At 70.8% G+C, this 25,184-nt stretch carries 21 protein-coding genes; 11 read left to right on the top strand and 10 right to left on the bottom strand.

Annotation, left to right across the window (positions count from 1 at the left end):
• Window positions 1–81 precede the first annotated feature (81 nt).
• Window positions 82–213 (top strand): hypothetical protein, encoded by a 132-nt coding sequence (locus AB3M34_RS03350; protein WP_370617665.1) that lies wholly within the window; start codon window positions 82–84, stop codon window positions 211–213.
• Window positions 210–497 (top strand): hypothetical protein, encoded by a 288-nt coding sequence (locus tag AB3M34_RS03345; protein ID WP_370617664.1) that lies wholly within the window; start codon window positions 210–212, stop codon window positions 495–497. Before AB3M34_RS03350 ends, AB3M34_RS03345 begins: the two co-directional genes overlap by 4 nt.
• On the opposite strand, the gene AB3M34_RS03340 is transcribed toward AB3M34_RS03345, so the two are convergent.
• The gene (locus tag AB3M34_RS03340; protein WP_370617663.1) at window positions 482–2,134 is read right to left on the bottom strand and encodes an FAD-binding dehydrogenase; all 1,653 of its coding nucleotides are present in this window, start codon (window positions 2,132–2,134) and stop codon (window positions 482–484) included. The genes AB3M34_RS03345 and AB3M34_RS03340 overlap by 16 nt on opposite strands.
• A gap of 88 nt (window positions 2,135–2,222) precedes the next feature.
• On the opposite strand from AB3M34_RS03340, the gene AB3M34_RS03335 reads away from it, so the two are divergent.
• Complete coding sequence (locus AB3M34_RS03335; RefSeq protein ID WP_370617662.1) at window positions 2,223–3,350, top strand: PucR family transcriptional regulator; 1,128 nt, start codon at window positions 2,223–2,225, stop codon at window positions 3,348–3,350.
• Here AB3M34_RS03335 and AB3M34_RS03330 read toward each other — a convergent pair.
• Together AB3M34_RS03330 and AB3M34_RS03325 are read right to left on the bottom strand one after the other, a co-directional pair.
• Entirely contained in the window at window positions 3,347–5,395 is a 2,049-nt protein-coding gene (locus AB3M34_RS03330) for a YhgE/Pip family protein (protein ID WP_370617661.1), read from the bottom strand. The two genes, AB3M34_RS03335 and AB3M34_RS03330, sit on opposite strands and share 4 nt — an antisense overlap.
• On the bottom strand, window positions 5,388–8,141 hold the full coding sequence (locus AB3M34_RS03325) for an MMPL family transporter (RefSeq protein ID WP_370617660.1): 2,754 nt from the start codon (window positions 8,139–8,141) through the stop codon (window positions 5,388–5,390). The genes AB3M34_RS03330 and AB3M34_RS03325 overlap by 8 nt, the downstream gene beginning before the upstream one ends.
• A gap of 113 nt (window positions 8,142–8,254) precedes the next feature.
• Between AB3M34_RS03325 and AB3M34_RS03320 the strand changes: the two genes are divergently transcribed.
• The 3 genes from AB3M34_RS03320 to AB3M34_RS03310 all read left to right on the top strand — a co-directional run bounded on the left by AB3M34_RS03320 (window position 8,255) and on the right by AB3M34_RS03310 (window position 14,277).
• The gene (locus tag AB3M34_RS03320) at window positions 8,255–9,268 is read left to right on the top strand and encodes a 2-dehydropantoate 2-reductase (RefSeq protein ID WP_370617659.1); all 1,014 of its coding nucleotides are present in this window, start codon (window positions 8,255–8,257) and stop codon (window positions 9,266–9,268) included.
• A gap of 140 nt (window positions 9,269–9,408) precedes the next feature.
• Window positions 9,409–11,556, top strand: coding sequence for an alpha/beta hydrolase family esterase (locus AB3M34_RS03315; RefSeq protein ID WP_370617658.1), 2,148 nt, complete (start codon window positions 9,409–9,411; stop codon window positions 11,554–11,556).
• A 12-nt stretch (window positions 11,557–11,568) separates the two neighbouring features.
• On the top strand, window positions 11,569–14,277 hold the full coding sequence (locus tag AB3M34_RS03310; protein ID WP_370617657.1) for a TIM barrel protein: 2,709 nt from the start codon (window positions 11,569–11,571) through the stop codon (window positions 14,275–14,277).
• A 62-nt stretch (window positions 14,278–14,339) separates the two neighbouring features.
• Here AB3M34_RS03310 and AB3M34_RS03305 read toward each other — a convergent pair whose 3' ends face one another.
• The 3 genes from AB3M34_RS03305 to AB3M34_RS03295 form a co-directional block, all read right to left on the bottom strand.
• Window positions 14,340–14,756, bottom strand: coding sequence for a tetratricopeptide repeat protein (locus tag AB3M34_RS03305; RefSeq protein WP_370617656.1), 417 nt, complete (start codon window positions 14,754–14,756; stop codon window positions 14,340–14,342).
• Between the two features lie 105 nt (window positions 14,757–14,861).
• A complete protein-coding gene (locus tag AB3M34_RS03300; protein ID WP_370617655.1) occupies window positions 14,862–15,662 on the bottom strand; it encodes an ABC transporter permease in 801 nt (266 codons plus the stop codon).
• Window positions 15,659–16,582, bottom strand: a complete 924-nt coding sequence (locus AB3M34_RS03295; RefSeq protein WP_370617654.1) for an ABC transporter ATP-binding protein — start codon at window positions 16,580–16,582, stop codon at window positions 15,659–15,661. Before AB3M34_RS03295 ends, AB3M34_RS03300 begins: the two co-directional genes overlap by 4 nt.
• Window positions 16,583–16,650: 68 nt before the next feature.
• Between AB3M34_RS03295 and AB3M34_RS03290 the strand changes: the two genes are divergently transcribed.
• Both AB3M34_RS03290 and AB3M34_RS03285 read left to right on the top strand, forming a co-directional pair.
• Window positions 16,651–17,253 carry a hypothetical protein gene (locus AB3M34_RS03290; RefSeq protein ID WP_370617653.1) on the top strand — a complete coding sequence of 201 codons (603 nt, stop codon included), beginning with the start codon at window positions 16,651–16,653 and terminating at the stop codon, window positions 17,251–17,253.
• Window positions 17,254–17,263: 10 nt separating this feature from the next.
• Complete coding sequence (locus tag AB3M34_RS03285; RefSeq protein ID WP_370617652.1) at window positions 17,264–17,659, top strand: hypothetical protein; 396 nt, start codon at window positions 17,264–17,266, stop codon at window positions 17,657–17,659.
• Here AB3M34_RS03285 and AB3M34_RS03280 read toward each other — a convergent pair.
• The 3 genes from AB3M34_RS03280 to cysS form a co-directional block, all read right to left on the bottom strand.
• Window positions 17,649–20,177 carry a glutamate--cysteine ligase gene (locus tag AB3M34_RS03280; protein ID WP_370617651.1) on the bottom strand — a complete coding sequence of 843 codons (2,529 nt, stop codon included), beginning with the start codon at window positions 20,175–20,177 and terminating at the stop codon, window positions 17,649–17,651. The two genes, AB3M34_RS03285 and AB3M34_RS03280, sit on opposite strands and share 11 nt — an antisense overlap.
• Before the next feature lie 65 nt (window positions 20,178–20,242).
• Entirely contained in the window at window positions 20,243–21,184 is a 942-nt protein-coding gene (rlmB, locus tag AB3M34_RS03275; protein ID WP_370617650.1) for a 23S rRNA (guanosine(2251)-2'-O)-methyltransferase RlmB, read from the bottom strand.
• Window positions 21,184–22,641 (bottom strand): cysteine--tRNA ligase, encoded by a 1,458-nt coding sequence (gene cysS, locus AB3M34_RS03270; protein WP_370617649.1) that lies wholly within the window; start codon window positions 22,639–22,641, stop codon window positions 21,184–21,186. Before cysS ends, rlmB begins: the two co-directional genes overlap by 1 nt.
• A gap of 46 nt (window positions 22,642–22,687) precedes the next feature.
• Between cysS and AB3M34_RS03265 the strand changes: the two genes are divergently transcribed.
• From AB3M34_RS03265 to ispF, 3 genes are read left to right on the top strand one after another with little or no spacing between them, the layout of a single operon-like run.
• Complete coding sequence (locus tag AB3M34_RS03265) at window positions 22,688–23,929, top strand: peptidase C39 family protein (RefSeq protein WP_370617648.1); 1,242 nt, start codon at window positions 22,688–22,690, stop codon at window positions 23,927–23,929.
• A 49-nt stretch (window positions 23,930–23,978) separates the two neighbouring features.
• Window positions 23,979–24,197 (top strand): hypothetical protein, encoded by a 219-nt coding sequence (locus tag AB3M34_RS03260; RefSeq protein WP_370617647.1) that lies wholly within the window; start codon window positions 23,979–23,981, stop codon window positions 24,195–24,197.
• Between the two features lie 18 nt (window positions 24,198–24,215).
• Complete coding sequence (gene ispF, locus AB3M34_RS03255; RefSeq protein ID WP_370617646.1) at window positions 24,216–24,701, top strand: 2-C-methyl-D-erythritol 2,4-cyclodiphosphate synthase; 486 nt, start codon at window positions 24,216–24,218, stop codon at window positions 24,699–24,701.
• A gap of 11 nt (window positions 24,702–24,712) precedes the next feature.
• Here the strand turns inward: ispF and nirD are convergent, their stop codons facing one another.
• On the bottom strand, window positions 24,713–25,066 hold the full coding sequence (nirD, locus tag AB3M34_RS03250; RefSeq protein WP_370617645.1) for a nitrite reductase small subunit NirD: 354 nt from the start codon (window positions 25,064–25,066) through the stop codon (window positions 24,713–24,715).
• Window positions 25,067–25,184: the final 118 nt, after the last annotated feature.

Genomic DNA, 25,184 nt, shown 5'->3' with positions numbered 1-25,184 from the left:
GGGGCGCGCGCGGCGGCTCGCATGGCACGACGCCGACCGGGTACCGCAAGGGTCGTCCGTTCGAAGACGAAGGAGGCGACCATGAGCAGCTCGACGAAGCAGACCACAGATCAGTGGTTCGAGGCGTTCGACCGTGAGGGTCTCGCGCTCGTCTACCAGGAGCAGAAGGCCGACGGCGAGGACAGCACCTTCTTCAAGCTGGTGAACCGATGACGCGCCCCGACCAGCCCTCCAGGGAGGCCCACCGCCCGACCGTCGAGGACGTCGACCCGTCGGTGCTGGCGGTCAACGCGACGCCCGACGAGGTGCGCCTGCACGGCGACCCGGACGAGACCGAGACCGTCCAGCGGGGCGACGGAGCGGTCGGGCCCGTCAAGGACCTCATCGACGTCCCAGAGGACGCCGAGGCCGCTGACGTGACGCCGGCCGGAGAGGTCGACCCGGACAACCTCCCCGAGGACGTGGATCCCGAGACCGGCGATCAGCCCACTGCCTGAGCGGCGGCGCGTCCCGCGGCCCGGCCGGAGAAGATGCACCCGCCGAGGAACGTGCCCTCGAGCGCCCGGTAGCCGTGGACGCCGCCTCCACCGAACCCGGCGACCTCGCCGGCGGCGTACAGGCCGTCGAGCACCGAGCCGTCCTCGCGCAGGACGGCCGAGTCCAGGTTGGTCTCGAGCCCGCCGAGCGTCTTGCGCGTGATCACCCGCAAGCGCACGGCGATGAGCGGGCCGGCCTTGGGGTCGAGGATGCGGTGCGGGGCGGCGGTGCGGATCAGCCGGTCGCCGCGGTACGCGCGGGTCTGGCGCAGCGCCACGACCTGCATGTCCTTCGCGAACGGGTTGTGGAGCTCGCGGTCTCGCGCCTCGATCTGCAGCCGCAGTGCCACTGGGTTCAGGAGCGGCTCGGGAGTGAGCTTGTTCATCCCGTCGACCAGCTCCTCGAGCGTGTCGGCGACGACGAAGTCCTCGCCACGCTGCTTGAAGGCCTCGACCGGAGCGGGTGCCCCGGCCTTCACCCGGCCGAGAACCTGGCGCACGTCGCGGCCGGTGAGGTCGGGGTTCTGCTCGGAGCCCGACAGCGCGAACTCCTTCTCGATGATCTTCTGCGTGAGTACGAACCAGCTGTGGTCGTGCCCGGTGGTGCGCAGGTGCTCGAGCGTGCCGAGGGTGTCGAACCCGGGATAGAGCGGCACGGGGAGCCGGTTGCCGACCGCGTCGAACCACAGCGAAGACGGTCCCGGAAGAATGCGGATACCGTGGCCGGGCCAGATCGGGTCCCAGTTCTTGATCCCCTCGACGTAGTGCCAGCCCCGGTCGGGGTTGATCATGTTGGCGCCGGACTCGATGGCGATCTGCTGCATCCGGCCGTCGACGTAGGCCGGGACACCGGTCAGCATGTCGGCCGGGGGCTCGCCGAGGCGGTCGACGGGCCACGTCTTGCGGACGAGCTCGTGGTTGCCACCGATCCCGCCGGACGTGACGATCACGGCCTGCGCGGAGAGGGCGAAGTCGCCGTCGACCGTACGGTTCGACGCGACTCCACGTGCGCTCGAGTCGGGCGCCAGCACCACGCCCGTGACTCCGGTGACTGCGCCGTCGGTGAGGGTGAGGCCGTCGACGCGGTGGCGGAACCGGAAGGTGACGAGGCCCTTCGCGACGCCTTCGCGCACGCGCCGCTCGAAGGGCTCGACCACACCGGGACCGGTCCCCCAGGTGATGTGGAACCGCGGCACCGAGTTGCCCGGACCGACCGCCCCGTAGCCGCCGCGCTCCGCCCAGCCGACGATCGGGAAGAGCTTGAGGCCCTGCGCACGCAGCCACGCACGCTTCTCGCCGGCGGCGAAGTCGACGTACGCCTCCGCCCACCGACGCGGCCAGGTGTCCTCGGGACGGTCGAAGCCGGCGTTGCCCATCCAGTCCTGGAGTGCGAGCTCGGGCGAGTCCTTGATGCCCATGCGCCGCTGCTCGGGCGAGTCGACGAAGAAGAGTCCGCCGAACGACCAGAACGCCTGGCCACCGAGGTTCGCCTCGGACTCCTGGTCGACGAGAACGACCTTCTTGCCCGCGTCCACGAGCTCCGCGGTGGCAACCAGCCCGGCAAGGCCGGCCCCGACGACGATCACATCAGCATCCATGCGAGTCATCGTCGCGGCGCTTGCCTGTGGTGACAATGGCGATCGTGGCGAGTGCGCAACGCGGTTGTCAGTGGTTGACAATGGTCCCATGGGTACGAGAGAACGTGTGGACGTGCAGCGGACGGTGGCCCGCGACGCCGACCGCGTCACCGCCCGCGTGATCGGGGTCGTGCTCCAGGAGATCCCGGCCTATGCGCACGTGAGCGCGACGCAGCGTGACGAGATCGCCGCGATCGCGTCCTGGGCGCTGCAGCGCACCGTCGAGATGTGGGTCGACGAGTCGTCGATGACCGCGGCCGACCTTCGGCGGTTCCGCGGGATCGGGGTCGCACGCGCGACCGACGGCCGACCGCTCCCGGCGATCCTGCGGGCGTACCGGATCGCGGCGGTCGAGTCCGCCGACCTCATCGTCGAGCTCGGCGCCGGGACGCTCGACGTCTCCGACCTCGTTGCGTTGAACCGCACGATGCTCGTGGGCGTGGACGAGCTGTCGGAGGCGCTGTTCGCCGGGTACGAGGAGGCGTCGGCGCACCTGCGCGAGGACCGCGAACGCGTCCTCGCGACGCTCGCCGCCGACCTGCTCGCCGGACGCCAGACCTCGCGAGCCGCCCTCGCCGACCGCTCGACCCGGCTCGGCGTCACGATCCCGAGCCGTCTCGTCCTCACCCTGGCTCCCACGACGACGCCACCGCCCGAGATGTCGGCCTCGTCCTTCCACCTCACGCACGCGACCGCCGCGCACGTCGCGCACCTCACCGACAGGCCTCTGCCCTCTGAGTCCGGCGGCCTGGTCGTGCTGGACGACCTGACCGTCGCCCAGCTCCCGAGGGCCTACCGGCTCGCCACCGGAGCGTACGAGCGTGCGCCCGCTCGGGCGTACGAGCGCAGCGGCACCCTTGCGTTCGCCGACGTCCTCCTGGTCGCGCTGCTGTCCGGCACCGATCCGGACGCCGGCTCCGAGCTCCCCGCCGCCGCTCTCGGGCCGCTCCTCGAGCCGGGTCAGGCCCACCTGCTCGACGGGCTCAGCGCATACCTCGACCACGGGCGAGCCACCGACGCCGCCGACGCTCTCGGCCTGCACCCCCAGTCGATCCGGCACCGGCTGCGCCGGGTCCGCGAGCTCACCGGCCGCGACCTCGACGACGCGTGGGACCGTCTCGTGCTCGACGTCGCCCGTACGACCCTGCGGATTCGCGGCGGTCACGGGGGTCGTTAGCCGAGGGGCAGCCTGCGCCGCCGTTTCACCGCCGCCACCGCAAGGGCGACTGCGCCGAGCGCCCACATGAGCAGCACCGCGACGACCCCGACCATCGACGTGACGGCACCTCCAGCGACCAGCTGCGCTGCTCCGTTGGTGAACGCGCTCAGCGGCATCAGCCCGTTGAGCGTACGGAGCAGGCCGGGCGCCGTCTCCAGCGGGACGACGACGGCGAGGGCGGCGAGCTGGACGACCAGGAGCACGACGTACGCCGCCACACCCGCGCCGCCGAACGCGAGTCGCAGCCCGACTGCGACGAGCGAGAACGTCACCGCCGCCAGCAGGCTCAGCGTCGCCAACGGGACGAGTGCGTCGACGCTCGGGGAGAAGAGGAGCACCGCCGCCATCACCGCGGCGGCCTGCAGCACCGCCAGGCCGAGCACGGGGAGCGTGAACGACCAGGCCATCCGTCGCGAGGAGACCGGCATCATCGCGAGTGCCCGGATCCGCTCCCGCTGCACCCCCATCGCCGACACCATCGCCGACAGCCACAGCACTGCCCCCAGCACCGCGGCCAGCAGCCAGCCGTTGCCGTGATCGTCGTGCTCGACGGAGCTGTCGAGCACGACGGGTTCGCTCACGACGGTCGCGAGGGTGTCCTGCTGCGCGGTCGTGTAGGTCGGTGACTCCGCGGCACCCTTGGCGAGTCCGCTGCTCAGCGACTGTGCCCCCGAGTCGACCTGCTCGGCGCTGCTGTCGAGCGTCGCCGCACCCTCCACCAGGGCCGCCGTGTCCGCGACCGTCTCGTCGGTCGCGGAGGCAAGCGTGCCGGCAGCGGTCGCGACCTCGCCTGTCCCGACGGCCAGTGTCTCGGCGCCGACCGCGACGCCACGAGCCCCGGCCGACAGGGTCGCTTCGGCGCGGTCGAGCGCGCCGGCACCGCGCGCCAGCTTCGCGTTCCAGCCCGCGAGCTCCTTCGCGCCCTGCGCGCTGGCGGCGGTCGCACCGGCCAGTCGCTTGGCCGCACGCTCGGACAGGGCGGTGCCGCCGGCGAGCACGATCGCGCTGTCACGGACGCCGTCGAGGCGTACGCAGAACCGCGCGGACCCTCCCTCGGCGCGGCAGTCGCGACGGATCGCCCGCAGGTCCTCAGCCAAGGTCTTCGCTCGTACGGCCAGGCGCGCATCGCCCTTCGCCAGCCCGGAGGCACCCTTCGAGACCACCCCGGACGCGGTCGACAACGCCGCGCTCGCGGTGCTCAGCGACCGGCTGCTCCGCGCCAGCTCCGACGCCGCGGTGCCGAGCTCACCTGATCCGGTCGCGACACCTCGCGCGCCGGTGGCGACCTCGTCGGCGCCGACGACGAGCCCGTCCGTCGCAGCACTCAGCCCGTCGGCTCCGCCCGCCAGCCTCTCGAGCCCGGCAGCGAGGCTGTCCACGCCGTCGTCGAGCGACCCCGCACCCGTGGCGAGCTCCGCCGTACCGTCGGCGAGCTGCGCAGCGCTCGAAGCCGCCTTCTCGTTCGACGACGCGATCTGGTTGAACCCGTCGTACACGTTCTTGAGATAGCCCTGGGTGGTCTGGTTCCCGAGCGACGTCGCTGCAGCGCCGGCGATCTGCGCACTCAGGTACGGGACGGTCGTGCTCGCAGCCGCGTTGCTCGTCAGGGTCAGCTGTCCCTGCGCCGGGCTGGCGGTGCCGGAGGACAGGATCGCTCTCGAGAAGTCCTCGGGGATCGTCAGCACGGCGTAGTAGTCGCCGTCACGCAGGCCAGCCGCGGCATCGGCGGCATCGGTGAGCGTCCAGTCGAGGTTCGGCGCGGAGGTGCTCGGATCGGTCAGCGACGCCGTCAGCGCCCGGCCGGCGGCCATCGGCTGCGGCTCCGTGATGATGGTGTCGTTGTTCACGATGGCGACGGGGATGGTGTCCAGCCGCTCCTCGCGGTCGGTGACCGACCAGATCACCACGGCCGCGGAGATCAAAGGAAGCACGACCCCCACCACGACGGCGCGGCGCCGACCACGGCGGCGTACGTCGTCAGCACCTGATGCGTTGTCATCCATCGGACAGCCTCGCGATCTCCTGAGGAACGGTGACGATGACGGTGGCTCCCTGCTCGGCGAGCGCTGCGGCGAGGGCGTCCACGTCCTGATGAGCCCCCACGCCGGAGTCGCCGTTCCGCCCGTGGAGGACGACGAGACGCACCCCTGCTGCGACCGCGCTCGCGGCATCGGCGACAGCTCCGGTCGAGGCTCCGCGAGCCGTGGCTCCGCCCAACGTGCCGACCGCCGCCGTCGCTCGTTCCACGAAGTCGCGGCGTCCACGGCGGGACGCTGCGGCCACCCGCGAGCGGGTTCGGAGGAGCTTGTCGACCTCGAAATCCCCGCGCCCCGGTCCCACCCGTACTCCGGTCGAGCACTGGTTGACGGCCTCGCGCTGCTCGGGGAGGAGCAGGCCGTCGACGACGAGGGTCCCGCTGTGCGCCACGCTTCGTCCGGTCAGGACGTACGCCAGAGCCTCGGCGTCGTTGGTCGCCGGCAGCGCGAGCCGGTGGACCTCCCCGGGTCGCGCGGTGATCTCGACCGGCACGTCTCCCTCCCGGGCGACCAGCTCGCGGGCCAGGACGGTCACGTCCCCGTGCTCGGACTCCCACTCCTGGAACGCGATCTTGCGGTGCAGGACGGCCCCCTCGACGTCGACGTCGGGGATCGAGCGGTCGAGCGTCGCAGGGAGCCACCACGCACGGCGGTCCAGCAGCACGAGCACGGCCGGCACGAGCGTCATGCGCACGACGAACGCGTCGACGAACACGCCCACCGCGAGCCCGAACGCGATCGGCTTGATCGTCGAGGAGCCTCCGGGGATGAAGGCGACGAACACCGTGCCCATGATCAGCGCGGCCGCGGTGACCACCCGCGCCGAGGAGACGAACCCGACGGTCACGGCACGCCGCGGATCCCCCGCGCGCACGTACTCCTCACGCATGGCACTGACCAGGAACATCTCGTAGTCCATCGCCAGACCGAACAGCACACCCATCACGAAGATCGGCATGAAGCTGACGACCGGTCCCGTCTCCTCGCCCAGGCCGCCGAGCCAGCCCCACTGGAACACGACCACGACCGCCCCGAGCGCAGCCCCGACCGAGAGGAGGTAGCCGACCGTGGCCTTGAGCGGGACGGCGATCGAGCGGAACACGACCATCAGGAGGAGGAGCGAGAGACCGATGACGATGATGGCGAAGGGCAGCAGCGCGTCGGCGAGCCGTTGGGAGACGTCGATGTTGATCGCCGTCTGGCCCGTCACCAGCATGTCGCCGATGCCGAGCTGCTTCTCCCAGCCCGGCGAGAGGGCACGCAGCTCCTCCACCAGCGCCTTGGTCGACGGTGCCGTCTGCCCGGCCGCCGGGATGACCTGGATCAGTGCTGTGTCACCGCCCTCGTTCGGGGTGGCGAGCGTGATGTCGACGACGTCCGGGACCTTCGCGATCGCGGCCGCCAGGTCGTTCACGGTGTCCGTCGGGTTCGCGCTCGTGATGACGTCCGCCGTCACCGACAGCGGCGCGTTGTAGCCCTCCCCGAAGGTGTCCGTGATGTCGTCGTACGTCTCGCGCGCCGCCGACGACGGCGGTGCGGTGCTGTTGTCGGGAAGGGCCAGCTCCAGCTCGCTCGCGGGGCGCGCGGCGAGGATCAGCAGCACGAGCACCGCCAGGATCGTCAGGACGGGGAACCGAGTGGCCGCAGCGACCCAGCGGCCGGAGAACGCCGGATGCTCGTGGTCCTGCCGGGCCGCCCTCTGCCGGCGGCGGCGCTTCGGCCGTGGACGCAGCCGCTCGCCGAGCAGCAGCGCGATCGCAGGCAGCAGCGTCAGGGCGAGAGCCACCGCGATCGCGACGGCCGTCGCGGCAGCGACTCCCATCACGGTGAGCACCGGGATGCGGGCGACGGCGAGCCCGGACAGGGCGATGATGACGGTCGCGCCGGCGAACACCACGGCACTTCCTGCCGTCGCCATCGCGCGCCGCATCGCCTCTGTCGGGTCGAGTCCTTCGGCGAGGTGTCGTCGGTGTCGCGACAGGATGAAGAGCGCGTAGTCGATGCCGACGGCGAGTCCGAGCATCTCCGCGAGAGTCGGAGCCGTGCTCGACACCGTCGTCACCCACGACGCCACCACCACCGCACTGAGGGTGACCAGCACGCCGAGCAGCGACGTGATGACGGGCATGCCGGCAGCGAGCAGCGAGCCGAACGTGACGGCGAGGATCACGAACGAGATGAACAGCCCGATCAGCTCGGGCACGCGGCTCGGCTCGGCGTCCGGCTTGTACGCATCGCCGCCGACCGAGGTCGCGACAGCGGACGACGGTGGCTCGGCCGCGCGTTCGACAGCGGTGAGCGTGCTCTCCGACGGGACCTTGTCGTCGAACCGGATCGCGGCCAGGGTCGCCGTCCGGCTCTCGGAGATCACCGGGTCGTCCGCGGTCAGCGGATTGCTCACGGCGACACCGGGCACCTTGCCGACCGCCTCGACGATGTCGGCCACGTCGCTGGACGGGGCGGCATCGGTGATCCTGCCCGACGTCGCTGTCACGAGGAGCTGCCCGCTCGTCCCGGTCTGGCCGAACCGGTCGGCCAGCAGGTCCTCCCCTTCCTGGGACTGCGTGCCGGGCACCGAGAAGGCGTCGTCGTACTGGTCCCCGAGGGCGGCCGACGCCCCCAGCACGATCGCGATCAGCAGGAGCCACGTGGCGACGACGGTGCCTCGCCTGGCAGCGATGAGTCCACCGAGGCGGTACAGGAACAGCGACACGGCACCTCCCCGGGGTGTCCACGTGCCTCGATGATCCCCTGCGTGTCCGCGGTGCGCCCTCAACTTTCAGGTGACCCCTCCGTTGCCGGATCCGCCTGGGCTATCGTGCGGCGGTGCCTGGAATCTGCGTGTTCGGAGCCGGCAGCATCGGCTGCTACGTCGGTGGACGGCTGGCGGCCGCCGGAGCGGACGTCGTCCTGGTCGGGCGCGAGCGGGTACGCGACGCGATCGGCGAAGGCGGTCTGCGGCTCACCGACGACCACGGAGTCGACGTACGCACGAACGCTCGTTTCGTGCTCGAAGGAGACGGACCCGCTGCCGCGCACCAGGCCGAACTCGTGCTCGTCACCGTGAAGTCCGCGGCGACCGCCGACGTCGCCGCGACCCTCGCGCCGGTGCTGCGCCCGGATGCCGTCGTCGTCAGCCTCCAGAACGGTCTGACCAACGCCGAGGCGCTCCGCGCGGTGCTTCCCGGCGTCACGGTGCTCGCCGGCATGGTCCCGTTCAACGTCGTCAACCTGGGTGGCGGGGCGTTCCACCAGGGCTCCGAGGGCACGATCGAGGTGCAGGACGACCCGGCGCTGGCGGCGTACGAGGCAGCGTTCGCCGCAGCCGGACTCCCGCTGAGACGTCGCGAGGACATGGGCGCCGTGCTGCGCGCGAAGCTCCTCCTCAACCTCAACAACGCCGTCAACGCCCTCGCCGGCATCCCGCTCAAGGCTGAGCTGTCCCAGCGCGCGTACCGCCGGTGCGTCGCGCTCGCCCAGCGCGAGGCGTACGAGACGTTCCGTGCGGCGGGAGCCTCTCTGGCGCGACTCACCCCGCTGCCCCCGGGACTCATTCCGCGTCTGCTGGTGATGCCCGACCGTGTGTACGCCGCCGTCGCGGCGCCGACCCTCGCCATCGACCCCATCGCCCGTTCGTCGATGTGGGAGGACCTCGAGGCCGGCCGGACGACTGAGATCGACTGGATCAACGGCGAGGTCGTCCGTCTGGCGGAGTCACTCGGCCGGTCGGCGCCGGTCAACGCACGGCTGGTCACCCTGGTCCGGGCGGCGGAAGCGGGAGGTCGGCGAGCGTGGTCGGGTGACGACCTGCTCGCGGACCTCCGCAGAGCCGCGGGCTGACCACGCGCCGGGACTCTTGTGGAATCCGCATGCCCAGGCTACGATCCGTAGCGTGGCACTGCTGGTCCATTAGACGGACCTGCGACCTTACGGAGAGGCGAGCGGTGCTCCGACACGACGACTCGAGAGGAACCTCCTCGATGAAGAGCTTCCGGACGTTCGCGCTCACGCTCGGCGCATTCGCACTCCTCCCCGTCGGTGCCGCCGCGGCCGCTCAAGACCTCGACCCGATTCCGTACACCGGACCGACGCCGCCGGCCATCGACACCACCCTGGGCAACGAGCTCCCCGTCACGGGCTACTACGAGGAACCCGTGATGGTGGAGGGCGTCGAGCGAACGAGCAAGGTCTACATCCCCGACGGGATGCCCGTACGCGGCTACTTCACGGTGGTGAGCGTCCCCGACGGGTGGGACACCGAGGAGTTCCTCACCCGGAGCGGATGGATCGACATCGCGGACGACCGCGCCGAGGGACTCTTCGTCCTCGAGCCCGACCAGACGACCGGGCAGTGGGGTGACCTCGCCACCGAGTCCAGCTACATCACCGAGGCGTTCTCGGTCATGGAGGCGAAGCGCTTCTACTCCACCCACGGGATCAGCTACATCGCCGGCTACGGGACCGGCGGCACGGCGCTGCAGAGCTACGTCGCCAAGAATCCGCTGAACGTCATCAGCGCGGTCTTCATCGACACCGACGACCTGAGCGGCCTCGACCAGATCGGCGCCCAGGAGTTCAGCTTCACGCCGAAGTTCACCGACACCGGCATGGATCCACGGTTCACGTCCGTACCGTACCGCGACGTCCCTGTGCCGGTATGGTTCGTGAACGACGACGACTCCGACGTCTCGAACCTCGTCTCCTACTGGAAGCAGGCCAACGACGTCCGGCCCTATGCCGTGCGCGGAACCTTCGGAGACACGTACCACCAACGGGCCAGGTCCGAGCGGTTGCCCACCTCCTACAGCGAGCCGGTGTCGAAGGTGGCTGTGCTGGAGCGGGACGTCGCCTACGACGACAAGCGGTTCACCAAGCGGATCTCTCGATTCCTGACCTACTACACCCGCTACGACAACACCACGGTCTTCGGCAACGTCCTGGGCACGAGGCCCGACTACGGGCGGCTCGGCGTCGACGTCAAGAACCTGATGGTGACCGAGGCGGACGGCCAGGTCTGGAAGCGCCAGTACCTCGTCTACGAACCGAAGAAGGCGAAGAAGCACCGTGGCGGCGCTCCCGTCGTGTACGTGTTCGCCGGTGGGAGCCAGCCGTGCACCCTGTTCTTCGACATCACCCGGTGGTGGGAGATCGCGGACACCTACGGCTTCACGGTCGTCGTCCCGTGCTCTCAGTACTCCGGTCCGCCCTACACGCCGCTCGAGCTGCGGTGGAACTACACCAACGCGAACCTCGACGTGAAGGCTGACGACTTCGAGTTCATCAGGCAGCTCACCTCAGTGGTCGACAGGGACTACGACACCGATCCCGGGCGACGGTTCGCGTTCGGCCACTCCAACGGATCGATGTTCGAGCACGGCATCGCCTACCGGATGCCCGAGTACTTCACCGCCATAGCGGGGAACGGAGCCACCTCGAACCCGGTCCCGGACTCCGCCACCTCGGTCGTTCCCCTGTTCCTGAACATGGCCGAGAACGAGAACGGCAATCCGTACCTCTCCAACCCGGGGAACCTGCGAGACCTGGTCTCGTACTGGCTCGAGCGGAACGACGTCGGCCTCGTCGACGAACCCGACTCGACGCAGACCGGCGTGGGGATGCTCGAGAGAACGACGCTGCAGCGATGGAACAACGACCAGGGCATCCCGCTGTACATGTACGGCATCACCGCAGCACGGAACCACAACGTCAGTGTCGACACCGCGTGGACGGCCTGGGAGGGGTGGTTCTCCCGCTGGGACAAGGATCGCGCCGGTCGACTCTCGTACGACGGCACCCGTGTGCTCGCGCAAACGAGCCCTCTGGTCCAGATGCACATGCCGTCAGCCCTCAACCTTCGTACGACTGCCGGGCGGGTCGACGTCATTCTCACCGCCGACATCGGCGACCTCGCTGCATGGCGTGTCAGTGACGTCCGACTTCAAGGCGCCGCAGCCGTGTCGGTCAGGTGCAGCGGCCATGGACGCACGCTCGTCGCGACCTTCAAGAAGAGCGATCTCTCGACCCTGCCCGCGGGCAAAGCGGTGACCGTGTCCGCGACCGGACGCCTCGAGCGCGGCGGCCAGACGAATCCCTTCACCGCCACGACGACACTCCGCGTCGTCAGATAGCGGAGCGGCCGGATGCCTCAGCTCACGATCTCGACCGCCTGTCTCTCAGGCACCTTGGAGGACAAGCTGGGCGCCGCCTCCGCGGCGGGGTTCACCGGCGTGGAGCTGCTCGCGAGCGACCTCGTGCTCTCACCCCGCTCGCCCGCCGAGGTGAGGAGTGACGCGACAGACCTGGGCCTCAATGTTGAGGCCTACCAGCCACTGCACATCGAGGCTGTCCCCGACACCCTGCACGAAGCCCAGCTGACCCGCGCCGAGCGCACCTTCGACGTGGTGCGCGCGCTGGGGGCCGAGCTGCTGCTGCTGTGCTCGACCACCTCTCCGGCCGGGCTGGACGACGACGACGTGGCAGCGCAGCAGCTGCACACCCTGGCTGAGCGCGCCGCTCTGCGTGGGGTACGGCTGGCGTACGAGGCCGTGCCGTGGGGTCGCGTAGCGACGCTCGAGCACGCCTGGCGCCTCGTCAGGGCAGCAGACCACCCGAATCTCGGGTTGTGTCTCGACAGCTTCCACGCGCTCTCTCGCGCCAACGATCCCGACCTCATCGGGTCGGTCCCGGTCTCGAAGATCTTCCACGTCCAGCTCTCGGACGCCCCGCGACCGAACCTGACCGAACGCGACTGGAGCCTCCACCACCGCACGTTTCCCGGCCAAGGCGCGCTCGACCTGGTCGGCCTGGTCCGCCGGCTGTCGACGATGGGGTACGAGGGACCGCTCGCGCTGGAGGTCTTCAACGACGTCTACCAGCAGGAAGACCCGAGGTACGCCGCCATCGCCGCGATGCGGTCGATGCTCGCCTTCGCGGAGGCGGTCGACGCGACCGGATCGGCCGAAGGCCGTCTCTTCGGAGACCTGCTACCGGCGGCGCCCGCGTCCAGCGGGTTCGCGTTCGTCGAGCTGGCCGTGGACGAGGACTCGTGCCCCCTGATGGAAGCGACCCTGGAGGCACTCGGGTTCGCCCACACGGCCCAGCACCGCTCGAAGCCCGTGCAGCTGTGGCAGCAAGGCAGCTCGCGTCTGCTGCTCAACCATGCAGCCCATCGTTCGATCGAACCCGCGTCGGCCGCAGTCTGCGCGCTGGGAATCGAGAGCGTCGACCCAGCAGTATCGGCGGCTCGCGCCAAGCAGCTGTTGGCACCCCGGTTGCATCGCCTTCGCAGGGCGGACGAGACCGAGCTCGACTGCGTTGCCGCACCCGACGGGACGGCGATGTTCTTCTGCGACAGTACGGGCGAGGAGAGCTGGCTCGCCGACTTCGAGCCCAACGGCGGCTCACCTGCACCGGCCGTGCGACTGCGGGCGATCGACCACGTGACGCTGACCGAGTCCATCGACGACTTCGACCACACCGCGCTGTTCTACCGGAGCGTGCTCGGTCTCGTCGCGGACCGGAGCACCGAGGTGACCGCACCGTTCGGCCTGGTTCGCTCCTGGTCGGCCTCTGACCCGTCCCGACGGCTGCGCCTCGGGTTGAGCACGGCCCCGCTGCGGCGTGGGGACTGGGCGCCGATGGTGTCGAGCCCTCAGCACATCGCCTTCGCGACCGACGACGCGCTCGACTGCGCGACGGCACTGCGGGCCTCGAACGTGCCGATCCTCGAGATGCCCGACAACTACTACGACGACCTCGCGGCCCGCGCCGATCTGCCTGCCGAGCTTCTCGAGAAGATGCGTGAGCACTCCGTCCTCTACGACCGGGACGAGGGCGGCGCCTTCCTCCACTTCTTCACGGAGATGATCGGCACCCGGGTGTTCTTCGAGATCGTGCAGCGGATCGGCGACTACGCAGCGCTCGGTGGCGCGACCAGCACGTCCTTGCGCGTCACGGCGCATCATCGTCGTCGGCTTCGCGTGCTGGCGCCCGAACCGGCCGAACCCGATGGCACCCACCGCCACCCCTACTCGATCGCCCACCTGACGGCACTGAGCCTCTCGCCTCCCGAGCTCGTCGACGCTGCCGCGGCGGCGGGCTACCAGTACGTGGGTCTACGCCTGACCAAGGTGACGATGGAGGAACCGTACTATCCCCTCACCTACGACCCTGCCCTCATGCGCGCCACCAAGACGCATCTGGCGGCCACCGGCGTCGAGGTGCTCGACGTCGAGCTGGCTCGGCTGACCTCGGGTGACGAACCGCGCGACTTCGTACGCTTCCTGGAGGCCGGGGCCGAGCTCGGTGCCCGCCACGTGATCACCCAGTTCCCGGACGCCGACTTCAACCGGAAGGTCGACCGGTTCGCCGAGCTGTGCGAGCTCGCTCGACCTCTCGGACTGACGATCGACCTGGAGTTCCCCTCGTGGACCGAGACGGGGAACCTGACCGAGGCCACGCGCATCCTGAGAGCGGCGGACCAGTCGAACGCGGGCATGCTCATCGACCTGCTCCACTTCGCCCGCTCCCGCTCCAGCGTCAGCGACCTCGCCGCGCTCCCTCGCGAGTGGTTCCACTTCGTCCACCTCTGTGACGCTCCCGCGGAGATCCCGGAGACCACCGAGGAGCTCATCCACACGGCGCGGTTCGAGCGGATGTTCCCCGGCGAAGGCGGGATCGACGTCCACGGGATCCTCGCGGCTCTGCCGCAGGACATTCCCTACGCACTCGAGATACCCCGCGCGAAGCTCGTCGCACAGGTCGGCGCCAAGGAGCACGCACGCCTCGCAGTGAACGCGGCACGCCGACACCTCACGTCCGCAGAAAAGGCGGAGGTCCGCGCGCAGTAGACGACCGCTCGCGGACCTCCGTACGGCATCGAGACGCTAGGGCCCCGTCGACGGCACTGCCGTCAGCGCTGCTCCTGCGCAGGAACGAGCCGCGGGCGCCGATCCTGGTCGGGGGTCAGCGCGGCCGCCATCCGGTGGTAGACGGCTCCCTCACTGTGCCTCGACTGCCGGTCGAGCGACAGCCCGAGGGCGACGTGCGCCCACCCGCTGGTCGGCTCCAGCTCGATGAGGCGACGGAACGCGTCCTCAGCGGGCCGCAGCAGCGCCGCCGCGAAGTAGGACCGCCCGAGCAGCTCCCATGCTGCGGAGTTGTTCGGCTCCTGCTCCACGACGCCCTTCAGCATCTTGATCGCGTCCCCCGGGTGCCGTTCGGCGAGCATCTCCTCAGCGCGACGGAAGCGGTCGTACAGCGACATCTCGGCGATCATCGCATCGTTGAAGATCGGCTTCAGGATCAGGGGACGGAAGTCCTCGGTCATCTGGCGCACCTCCTCGGGGGCGTCGGGGGTTCACCGCACTCAACGGTGGACCGACCTCCCTCATTCCCCGACGGTACGCCGCCCGGCACCGCTCGCGCGGATGCGTCAGGTGATGTCGCGACGGAGAGTCGTGAACCGCCCGACGAGCGCGAGCAGCAGACCGTACGCGAGGAAGACCAGTGCACCCGGCACCCGGCCGAGGAGGTCCGACATGCCCAGCGAGGCGTACGTGCTGGCGCCGACGAGCGCTTCGGACGCGGCGCCCGGAAGGAACTTCGCCACTCCCTCGAGCGCATCGACGGCGCTCAGTCCGAGACGCACGATCGGCTCGACGAACTGGGTGAACGCAAGCACGACCACGATGGCCGCGACCTGGTTGGTGATGAGGGTGCCGACACCGACGCCGACGAACGCCCAGATCGCCAGAGCGACCACCGACAGCGCGACCGGCACGAGGACGTCACCGCTGCCGAGGTACGCGCCGTCCCCACGCCACGCGAGGATCGGGGCGCCCGCGGCGACGCTCGACAGCGTGCCGACGAGCCCGAACGCGAGCCCGATGACCGTGGCCGAGAGCAGCTTCGCACCGAGGAAGACGCTGCGTCGCGGATCGGCGAGCAGCGCGGGTGTGATCGTCTGGTAGCGGAACTCCGACGTCATCGCGATCGCCCCCGCGAGCAGCGGGAAGACGTAGCCGAGCGCGTTGCCGAGCGTGTAGACGGTCAGCGCCGCGTCGGTGCCCTGAAGAACCGTCGCACCCGCGCCGGCGTCGCCGGGGTCGATGGTGACCGAGAAGGCCATCACGACCGCGAGGAACGCCATGTAGGCGGCCATCACCAGGAGGAGGACCCACCACAACCGGGTGGAGAGCCACTTGCGGAGCTCGGAGGTCAGCGCGGCCTTCATGCTGCCACCCCCGTCGCCTCGGTGTGAGGAGCGCTCGTCTGCCCGGTGAGCGACAGGAACACGTCCTCGAGCTCGACCACCTGCTGCGTGAGCGCGTGCAGCTCGACGCCCGCGGCGAACGCGGCCGCACCGACGTCGGCCGCCAGCACGTCGGTGACGTCGAACCCGCGAACCCCGTCACGTGCCGCCGCGTACGCCCAGCCCCGCCCGTCGAGCACGGCGCGCAGAGCCTCCGCGTCCGGTGAGACGACCTCGACGTGGCGCTTCGCCATCGCGGCGAGGTCGGCGAGCGGCGAGGCGTGCACGAGGCGACCGCCCGCGATGATCACCACGTCGTCGACGGTCTGCTGCACCTCGGAGAGGACGTGGCTGGAGACGAGGACCGTACGCCCCTGGCCGGCGAAGAAGCGGAGCAGCTCGCGCAGCCACCGGATGCCGCCGGGGTCGAGCCCGTTGGCGGGCTCGTCGAGGACGAGGACCTGCGGGTCGCCGAGCAGCGTGGTCGCGAGCGCGAGCCGTTGCCGCATCCCGAGCGAGAAGCCGCCGACGCGCCGCTTCGTCGCCTCGGACAGCCCCACCATGTCGAGGAGCTCGCGGCACCGGTCGTCGGAGACGCCGACCTGCGGCGCGAACACGCGCAGATGGTCGAACGCCGTACGCCCGGGGTGGAAGCTGGCTGCTTCGAGCGCCGCACCGACGACCCGGCCGGGCTGCGCGATGTCGGCATAGGCGCGTCCGTCGATCGTGGCGGTGCCCGAGGTCGGGGCGACGAGTCCGAGGAGCATCCGCAGCGTCGTCGTCTTGCCGGCGCCGTTGGGCCCCAGGAAGCCGGTCACGACGCCGGGACGGACCGCGAAGGTGAGGTCGTCGACGGCCCGCACGGTGCCGAAGGTCTTGGTGAGGTGGTCGACTGAGATCATCCCGGCCCACGCTATCGGACCCCTCGCCCTCAGCACGGGGGCCCCCGAGACCACTACGCTCAGCGGTCATGACGCAACCTGGCGACACCCCTGAACCACGCAGCACCTCGTACGACTCCCCCACCAGCTCGTACGGCACCCCGTCCCGGCCGCAGCACGCCGGCTCCCCGGAACAGCAGCCGTACGACTCCACTCCCGCCTACGGCATCCCGAAGGTCGACGACACCTCGTCGGGCGGCGCCGCACGTCACGTCGTGAGCCTGTTCGCCGGTCTCGTCCTGCCACCGCTGGCGTACCTCGGCTTCGACTGGGCGTTCGGGCGCTACTGGCTCGACATCAACCAGTTCCGTGACGGCAGCGATCGCGCGCTCTGGCCGTTCGCGGTGATCGCCGTGAGTGCGCTGCTGCTCCTGCTGGTCGCGGCGGCGGGACGGCTCTCGCCGGTCGGCCCGGCGATCGCTGCGGTCCTGTGGGGCGCCCTGCCCGCGCTCGCCGTCGTCGTCCTCCGCAACGACATCTTCCGCGCCGGCGCGGAGATCAGGGACTGGTCGTTCGTCTACGAGTACGCGCTGGTCAACCTGCCGTTCTACGGGATCGTCCTCTTCCCGACGGTCGCGGCGCTGCTCCTCGGCACCGCGATCGCGTCCGCGGGCCGACGCCGCCGCGGCTGACGCAGATCCGATGGCGACGCTTCTCCTGGTCCGCAGCACCGGGGACGCGGGCTGGTTCGTCCGCACCGACCTGCGGCTCGACGGCGTCGTCGTCGCTCGGCTGCGTCCGGGCGAGAGGGTGAGAGTCACGCTCTCGCCTGGGACTCACGCCGTGCAGGCGGCGATGGCACGGTCGACGAGCGTCCCCGCCTCGATCACCCTCGAGAACGGCGAGACGGTACGCGTCGTGGTCGAGGCGGGCCTGCTCCCGGAGGCTCTCGATCCAGCACGCGCCGTCCAGCTGCGCGTCACGCGGTACCCGTTCGAGCTCACCGACGACGCGACGCCGCTGGTGCGTGCCGACGGGGCAGACGCGCGGCCACCGTCATGGTGGCGGCGCGTCCTGTGTCTGGCCGTCAGTCGGTGATGATCCAGGTGTCCTTGGCGCCGCCGCCCTGCGAGCTGTTGACGATCAGGCTGCCCGGACCGGCGACTCGCGTGAGGCCGACCGGGAGGGCGCGGACGTCACCCGGCCCCGTGCCGGTCACGTGGACGAAGATGCGCAGGTCCACGCGCCGCGGCTGGAGCGACGGCCCGTCGAACGTCGGGTGCGAGCTGAGCGAGACCGTCTCCTGGGCGACCCAACCGTGCGTGTCCTCCCTGATGGCACGGCGGCGCTCGGCGATCTCGGCGGCCGACGCGAGCGGTCCGATGAGCACGCCGTGTCCGCCGTGCCCGTCCACGGGCTTCGTCACCAGCTCGTCGACCCGGTCCAGCACGTGGCGGCGCTCCGTCTCGTCGTCCGTGCGATAGGTCGGGACCGAGTCGAGCAGGGGGCTCTCGTCGAGGTAGTAGCCGATGAGCTCCGGCACGACGCGATAGGTCGCCTTGTCGTCGGCCACCCCGTTGCCCGGCGCGTTCGCGAGGAGCACCCCGCCGGCCGCAGCCACGTCGATGATCTCCTTGCCGACGAGATGACCGTCGGAGGTCCGGAGCTCGCCCAGCTCCTCGTCGAGCCGGTCGTACACGGCGTCGACCGGCGTGCCATCGCTCGCGAGCACCACGCGGCCGTCGCGCACGACGAGGTCTTCCCCGCCGACCAGCACCAGGCCGGCCTCCGCCGCCAGTCGTTGGTGCTCGTACCACGAGAGGCTCGAGGGTCCGCTCGCCAGCAGGACGATCGCGCCCGTGGCGTCTGCCGGGAGACACCGCCGCAGGGTCTCGCCGAGGAGCGGCAACGACGCGCGAGGGTCGACCAGCCCCACCGGACGAGGCAGGTCGGGCATCACCTCGTCGAGCATCTCGCGGGCGGCGACCGCGAAGGCGACTCCGCTGGGGTTGCGCAGGTTGTCCTCGAGCACCCTCCACTCGCCTCGCGCGTCGCGCACCAGGTCGAATCCCATCACCGGCGCACGCACCGCGGACCGCGGGAGCCGGCGGCCGTCGTCGCGCCACCCGGGGCAGCCGACCACGTCCGACTCGGCGACGATCCCGTCCCGGACCACTCGCGCCTCGCCGTAGACGTCCTCGAGGAACGCCTCCAGCGCCCTCGCCCGCTGCTCGAGCCCGTCGCGCAGCATCGACCACTCGTGCGCGTTCACCACACGAGGAACCAGGTCGACGTCGAAACGGCTCGTCTCGCCCTTGACGGCGACGATGAGCCCCTCGCGCTCGGCCCACTCGTCTCGTCGTCGCTCGAGATCGGCCACCTGGTGGGCGTCGAGGTCACGGATGTGCCCGATGACGTCCTCGTACACGGCACGCGGACGCGCGCCGAGGCCGATGGCCTCGTCGCCGGCCCGAGCCGGGTACGAGCGGAGCGCCGGGACGTGCGGGGGCTTGCCGCTCGGGGGTCCGTGCGTCTCCTCGACGACCAGGTCCATCACGTCGTCGAGCTGCCCGCGCTCGGCGAACGCGGCCCGCTGGCGGTCTGCGGAGCTTCCCCGCGCGAGCGTGCTCTCGGCGAGCTCGGCCACCTCCTGGTAGTCCCCGAGGTCCTCGAGCTGCGGCCGCAGGCGCGCGACCAGGGCGCGGACGGCATCGGCGGCAGGAACCGGCTCAGGATGCACCACGGGGGTCAGCAGGGTCCCGGCCAGGCCGTTGCGTGCCGCCTGCCAGGTCGCCGCGCGGTGCAGCGGGCCAGACACCGGGACGAACGGAGCTCCCCGCTCGATCTCCTGCTCGGCCTCGCGCACCAGGGCCCGGAAGATCCCGGCGACCAGCACTGCGTCGTCCACGATCGGAGACGCGTCGCAGACGCGCAGCTCGAGGGTGGGCGCGTGGGACGAAGGCCGGACGTCGAAGTACGCCATCTTCGCGTCGGCGATGACCCCCGTGCGCACCAGGTCGGCGAGGAGCTCGTCGTACGCCTCCGCCGAGGCGAGCGGCGGGAGGCTCCCCGTGGTCGGCCAGCGCCCCCAGATCATCGTCCGCATGCTCGCGTAGCCGGTGTCCTGCTCGTTCCAGTACGGCGAGCTCGCCGACAGCGCGAGCAGGATCGGCAGGTCACGGTTGACGCGCTGCGCGATCTCCACAGCCAGGTCGCGGTCGGAGACTCCGACGTGGACCTGCGTGCCGCAGATGAGCTGCTCGTCCACCAGCAGCCGGTACTGGTCCTGCATGCGGCCGAAGCGGCCGGTCGCCGTGAGCTCGAAGTCCTCCCCGTGCGCCGAGCGTGCCGCGGTGCCGACAGCGGCAACACCGAGACCCTCGGCCTCGGCGACCTCGATCAGCTGCCGACGGAGCCGGACGATCTCCTCGCGCAGGCCCGACAGGCTCGTGACCACCTCGGTGTTGGTCTCCACCGTCGAGCGCTGCAGCTCGGCCGAGAAGCTCTCGGCCGGCAGCCGCGACAGCAGCTGTGGTGCCGAGGCGGACAGCGTCCGGCTGTCGCGGTCGACGAGATGAAGCTCTTCTTCGGCACCCAGGGTCAGCTCAGCGGTCATCCCGCCAATCTAGGTGGCCCCGAGCCGTGGCGCGGATCGCGAGCGGCCGCAACTCCGGAACTGCGTCAGGCCTGCCGCTTCTGGTCGATCGCGTACAGCGCGATCCCGGTTGCGACGCCGGCGTTGAGGGACTCCAACGAGGACGCCATCGGGATCGAGACGAGCAGGTCGCAGGTCTCCGCGACGAGCCGCGACATGCCCTTGCCCTCACTGCCGACGACGAGCACCAGCGGCCCGTCTGCCAGGTCGAGGTCAGGCAGGGACACCTCGCCTTCAGCGGCGAGCCCGGCGACCATCAGGCCCTCCTCGGCGTACGCCTTGAGCTGGCGTGTGAGGTTCGTGACACGCGCGACGGGCACCCGAGCCGCGGCGCCAGCCGACGTCTTCCACGCCGACGCGGTCATGCCGGCCGAGCGGCGCTCCGGGATGACGACCCCGTGCGCGCCGAACCCGGACGCGCTGCGGATGATCGCGCCGAGGTTGCGGGGGTCGGTGATGCCGTCGACGACGACGATCAGCGGGACCTCGCCGGCGTCCTGCGCGGCGGCCAGCAGGTCGTCGGGGTGCGCGTACTCGTACGGCGGCAGCTTGGCCGCGATCCCCTGGTGCACCGCCCGGTCCGTGAACCGGTCGAGCTCGGCCTTGCTGGCCTCGAGGATCGAGAGCCGCTTGTCGACGGCGAGCGCGAGGATCTCGGTGACGCGGTCGTCGCGGTCGATGCCCTCGGCGACGTACAGCGTCGACACAGGCACGTCGGCGCGCAGCAGCTCGACGACCGAGTTGCGTCCGGCGGCCCACTCGGCCTCGTCGCCGCGCTTGCGAGGCGCCTGCGGGCGCCGCTTCTCGGCGGCGCGTGCCATCTTGTACTTCTTGTGGTTGGGCCGCTCCTCGGCCTTCGGCGTCGGTCCCTTGCCCTCGAGTCCGCGGCGACGATGGCCGCCCGTGCCGACGGACGCGCCCTTCTTGCCCTTGTTGATCGCGCCGCGGCGCTGGCTGTTACCGGCCATCAGCTCATCTGTCCCTTGTTCACATCGTCCCCGCCCACGGACCATCGTGGTCCTGCGGGAGTGTCCTCGACCTCGACCCCAGCCGCCTTCAGCTGGTCGCGGACGCGGTCCGCGGTGGCGAAGTCCTTCTCGGCCCGTGCGGCCGTGCGCTGCTCGAGCAGCGCGTCGATCAGTGTCCCGAGCGCCTTCCGCTCGGCGCCGGATCCGTCGGCGCCGTCAGCCCACTGGGCAGCGAACGGGTCGAGCCCGAGCACGTCCAGCATGCGCCGTACAGAAGCAAGTGTGCTGACCAGGGCAAAACGCTCGCTCTCGCCGGCGGCCAGCTGCTTGTTGCCCTCGCGGACCAGCTCCTGCACCTGAGCCAACGCGGTGGGCACCGCGAGGTCGTCGTCGAGCGCCGCCGCGAAACCAGGAGTCACGGCTCCACCGAGCTCGACGAGGTCGGTGGCCGCACCCGTGGCCTCGGTGGCGCGGCGGACGAACCCCTCGATCCGCTGGAAGGTCGTCGCCGCCTCGGCGAGGGACTCCTCGGTGTAGTCGATGACGGAGCGATAGTGCGCAGCGACGAGGTAGTAGCGCACGTCGATCGGCCGGAACCGCTTGACGACCTCGCTGACCAGCAGCGAGTTGCCGACGGACTTGCTCATCTTCTCGCCGCCGATCCGCACGAGCTGGTTGTGCATCCAGGACCGGGCGAACGGCATCCCTGCCGCGCGTGCCTGGGCGAGCTCGTTCTCGTGGTGCGGGAAGCGGAGGTCGATGCCGCCGCCATGGATGTCGAACTCGTCGCCGAGGTACTTGGCGGCCATCGCCGAGCACTCGATGTGCCAGCCAGGCCGGCCCCGACCCCACGGCGAGGCCCACGACGCCGTCTCGGGCTCGCCCTCCTTGTGCCCCTTCCAGAGGGCGAAGTCGCGCGGGTCGCGCTTGCCGCGCGGGTCGGCGTCCTCGGCGTCGCGCATGTCGTCGACCTTCTGGTTCGACAGCTCGCCGTAGTCGGCCCACGAGCGGACGTCGAAGTAGACGTCGCCGGAGCCGTCCGGAGCGACGTAGGCGTGACCACGGTCGATCAGCGTCGCGATGAGCTCGAGGATCTCGGGGACGTGCCCGGTGGCCCGCGGCTCGTACGTCGGAGGCAGGCAGCCGAGCACGTCGTACGCGTCGTGCAGCGCACGCTCGTTCTCGTACGCCACCGACCACCACGGTCGCGCCTGCTCGACGCCCTTGGCCAGGATCTTGTCCTCGATGTCGGTGACGTTCGCGACCAGCGTGACCTCGTAGCCCTCGTGCGTCAGCCACCGCCGCAGGACGTCGAAGACGACCTCCTTGCGGATGTGGCCGAGGTGCGGCGGCCCCTGCACGGTCAGCCCGCAGTGATAGATGCCCACCCGTCCGTCGACGAGGGGCACGAAGGGCTCGGTCCGCGTCGTCGCGGAGTCGTAGAGGCGCAGGGTCACGCTGACCAGGGTAGTGGCTTTGCCCGTTCCGACTTAGCATCGATCAATGCGCCACCTCTCGGCCGGATCCCGTGCGGTGCTCGCCCTCGTCGTGTCGGGGGCGCTGGTCAGCGCGCTCGCCTCGCCGGCGGAGGCTGCGGGCACACGCATCGCCTCGAAGCGCTGGACCACCACCTCCGAGCTCGCGTCCGGGGCGACGGCGGGGACGACCGTCTCCGCGGGTGCGGTCCGATTCGCCCGCTCCACCGGGCGCACCAGGCTCGCCGGACGCACGTACGAGAAGGCGCGCTGGACCTCGCCGTGGTCGACGACGGGTTTCGCCGCCGACGAGGTCGTGCCGTCGTGGAACGCCCGCACCCCGGGCCGCTCGGTCGTCGTCGTGTCGGTACGCGTACGGACCACGGGTGGACGGACGGGGAGCTGGGACACGCTCGCACGGTGGGCCGACAAGGAGACCGCGATCCGCAGGTCCTCCGGCCCAGCCCAGGCCGACGACGTCGCACGGGTCGTCACGGACACCATTCGCGCGAACGGTTCCTCCCGGATCGCCGCGTGGCAGGTCAGGGTGACCCTTCTGCGCCCGGCGGGGACGAGCTCGAGGCCACGGGTCCTCTCGGTCGGCGCAGCCGCCTCCGCGGCCGCCAAGGCGTCCCGCCCTGTCTCCGCGACGACGATGACGCGCACGATCGAGATCGCCGTTCCCCGCTACTCCCAGATGCTGCACCGCTCCCAGTACCGCCAGTACGACGGTGGCGGTGCGGCCTGGTGCTCGCCGACGTCGACCACGATGGTGCTGCGCAGCCTCGGCAAGGGGCCGACGAAGGCCCAGTACGCGTGGGTCCGCAAGGGCATCAAGCAGCGCTTCGTGGTCCACGGTGCGCGACGGACGTACGACACCCGCTACGGCGGCACGGGCAACTGGGGCTTCAACACGGCGTACGCCGGAAGCCGAGGCGCTGACGCCTTCGTCACGCGGCTCGGCTCGTTGCGCGACGCCGAGGCCTTCGTGAAGGCCGGGATCCCGTTGGTGGCGTCGATCCGCTTCGGTCGAGGGGGCCTGAGCGGTGCGCCGATCCGCTCGACGGCCGGGCACCTCCTGGTGATCCGGGGATTCACCGCGGCCGGCAACGTCATCGTCAACGACCCGGCCGCGCCGAGGACCGGCACCGTCCGCCGGGTGTACGGCCGTGCGCAGTTCGAACGCGCCTGGCGCGCAGGCAGCGGCGGCACCGCGTACGTCATCAGGACGGGCAAGCCACTCCCCGTGCTCCCCGGGCACCACTGGTGACCCACCGGCCGTCGAGCATGCCTCACGCAACCCTGGGTAACGGACTGGCATGACTGAACAGGACAGGCTCACCGCGATCCAGACCGTCGTCGACCGCGTCACCTCCTGGCAGGACGGCGCCACGGAGGGCACCGTCGAGGACGAGCTGCGGCGTGGCGCCGACGAGGTCGGCGTCGAGCTCAGCGAGGACGAGTTCCGGCGACTGGCCGACGTCATCCAGGACCGCCACGGGTCGGTGTCGGCCGCCGAGGTGCTCGCCGGCGACTGACGGCGCCATGATGAGGGCATGGCCCCTTCCCCGATCCCCCGCGTCGGCACCGGCACCGACGTCCATGCGTACGAGGCCGGGCGACCGATGTGGTGCGCGGGCCTGCTGTGGCCCGACGAGCCCGTCGGCCTCGCCGGTCACTCCGACGCCGACGTCGTCGCCCACGCGATCTGTGACGCCCTCCTGTCGGCCGCCGGTCTCGGCGACCTCGGCAGCAACTACGGTACGGCCGACCCTGAGTGGTCGGGCGCGTCCGGCGTGGCCTTCCTCGCCGAGACGGCGCGGAGGGTGCGCGAGGCGGAGTTCGAGATCGGCAACGTCGCCGTGCAGCTGATCGGCAACCGGCCGAAGGTCGGAACGCGGCGCGACGAGGCGCAGCGGGTGCTCTCGGACGCGGTCGGTGCTCCGGTGACGGTGGCCGGGACGACGACCGACGGTCTCGGCCTCACCGGTCGCGGCGAGGGCGCGGCGGCGATCGCGACCGCGCTCGTCGTCCCTGCCTGACAGCTTCCCGGTCAGCTCCGCGCCATGATGCAGACCTCGACGAAGCCGTTGACCACACGGACCGGATAGGTCGCGATCTTGGCCATCGGGTCGTCGACGCACTGGCCGGTCGCGAAGTCGAAGAGCTCCCGCCCGGTCGGTGCCGCCAGCAACGTCTGGCCGTCGCGTTGGACGACCAGACCCCGGGCCATCGTCTGCGTCCCGGAGTACGGGTCGCGGTTGCCGACGGCGTGCAGCTCACGCTCCCCGGTCTTGAACAACGCGACCTGCTTGCCCCGGACGAGGGCCGACACGCCGATGCCCACGACGAGCTCGCCGGCGTCACACACCTTGACCCAGGTCGCAACCCCGCTCGACGTCGTCATTCCGCGACCGTAAGCAGCATGCGTTTCGGTCGGATTACGGCACGAAACAGAGGAGAAAACAAAACCTGACGTACGACGAAGCCGCCTCCGTGATCACGGAGGCGGCTTCGGTAGTCCT

The organism is Mumia sp. Pv4-285 (assembly GCF_041320275.1).
In the GTDB taxonomy this organism is placed as follows: domain Bacteria; phylum Actinomycetota; class Actinomycetes; order Propionibacteriales; family Nocardioidaceae; genus Mumia; species Mumia qirimensis.
The sequence above is the reverse complement of the archived record's forward strand: the minus strand, read 5'-3'. Positions and strand labels throughout refer to the sequence as shown.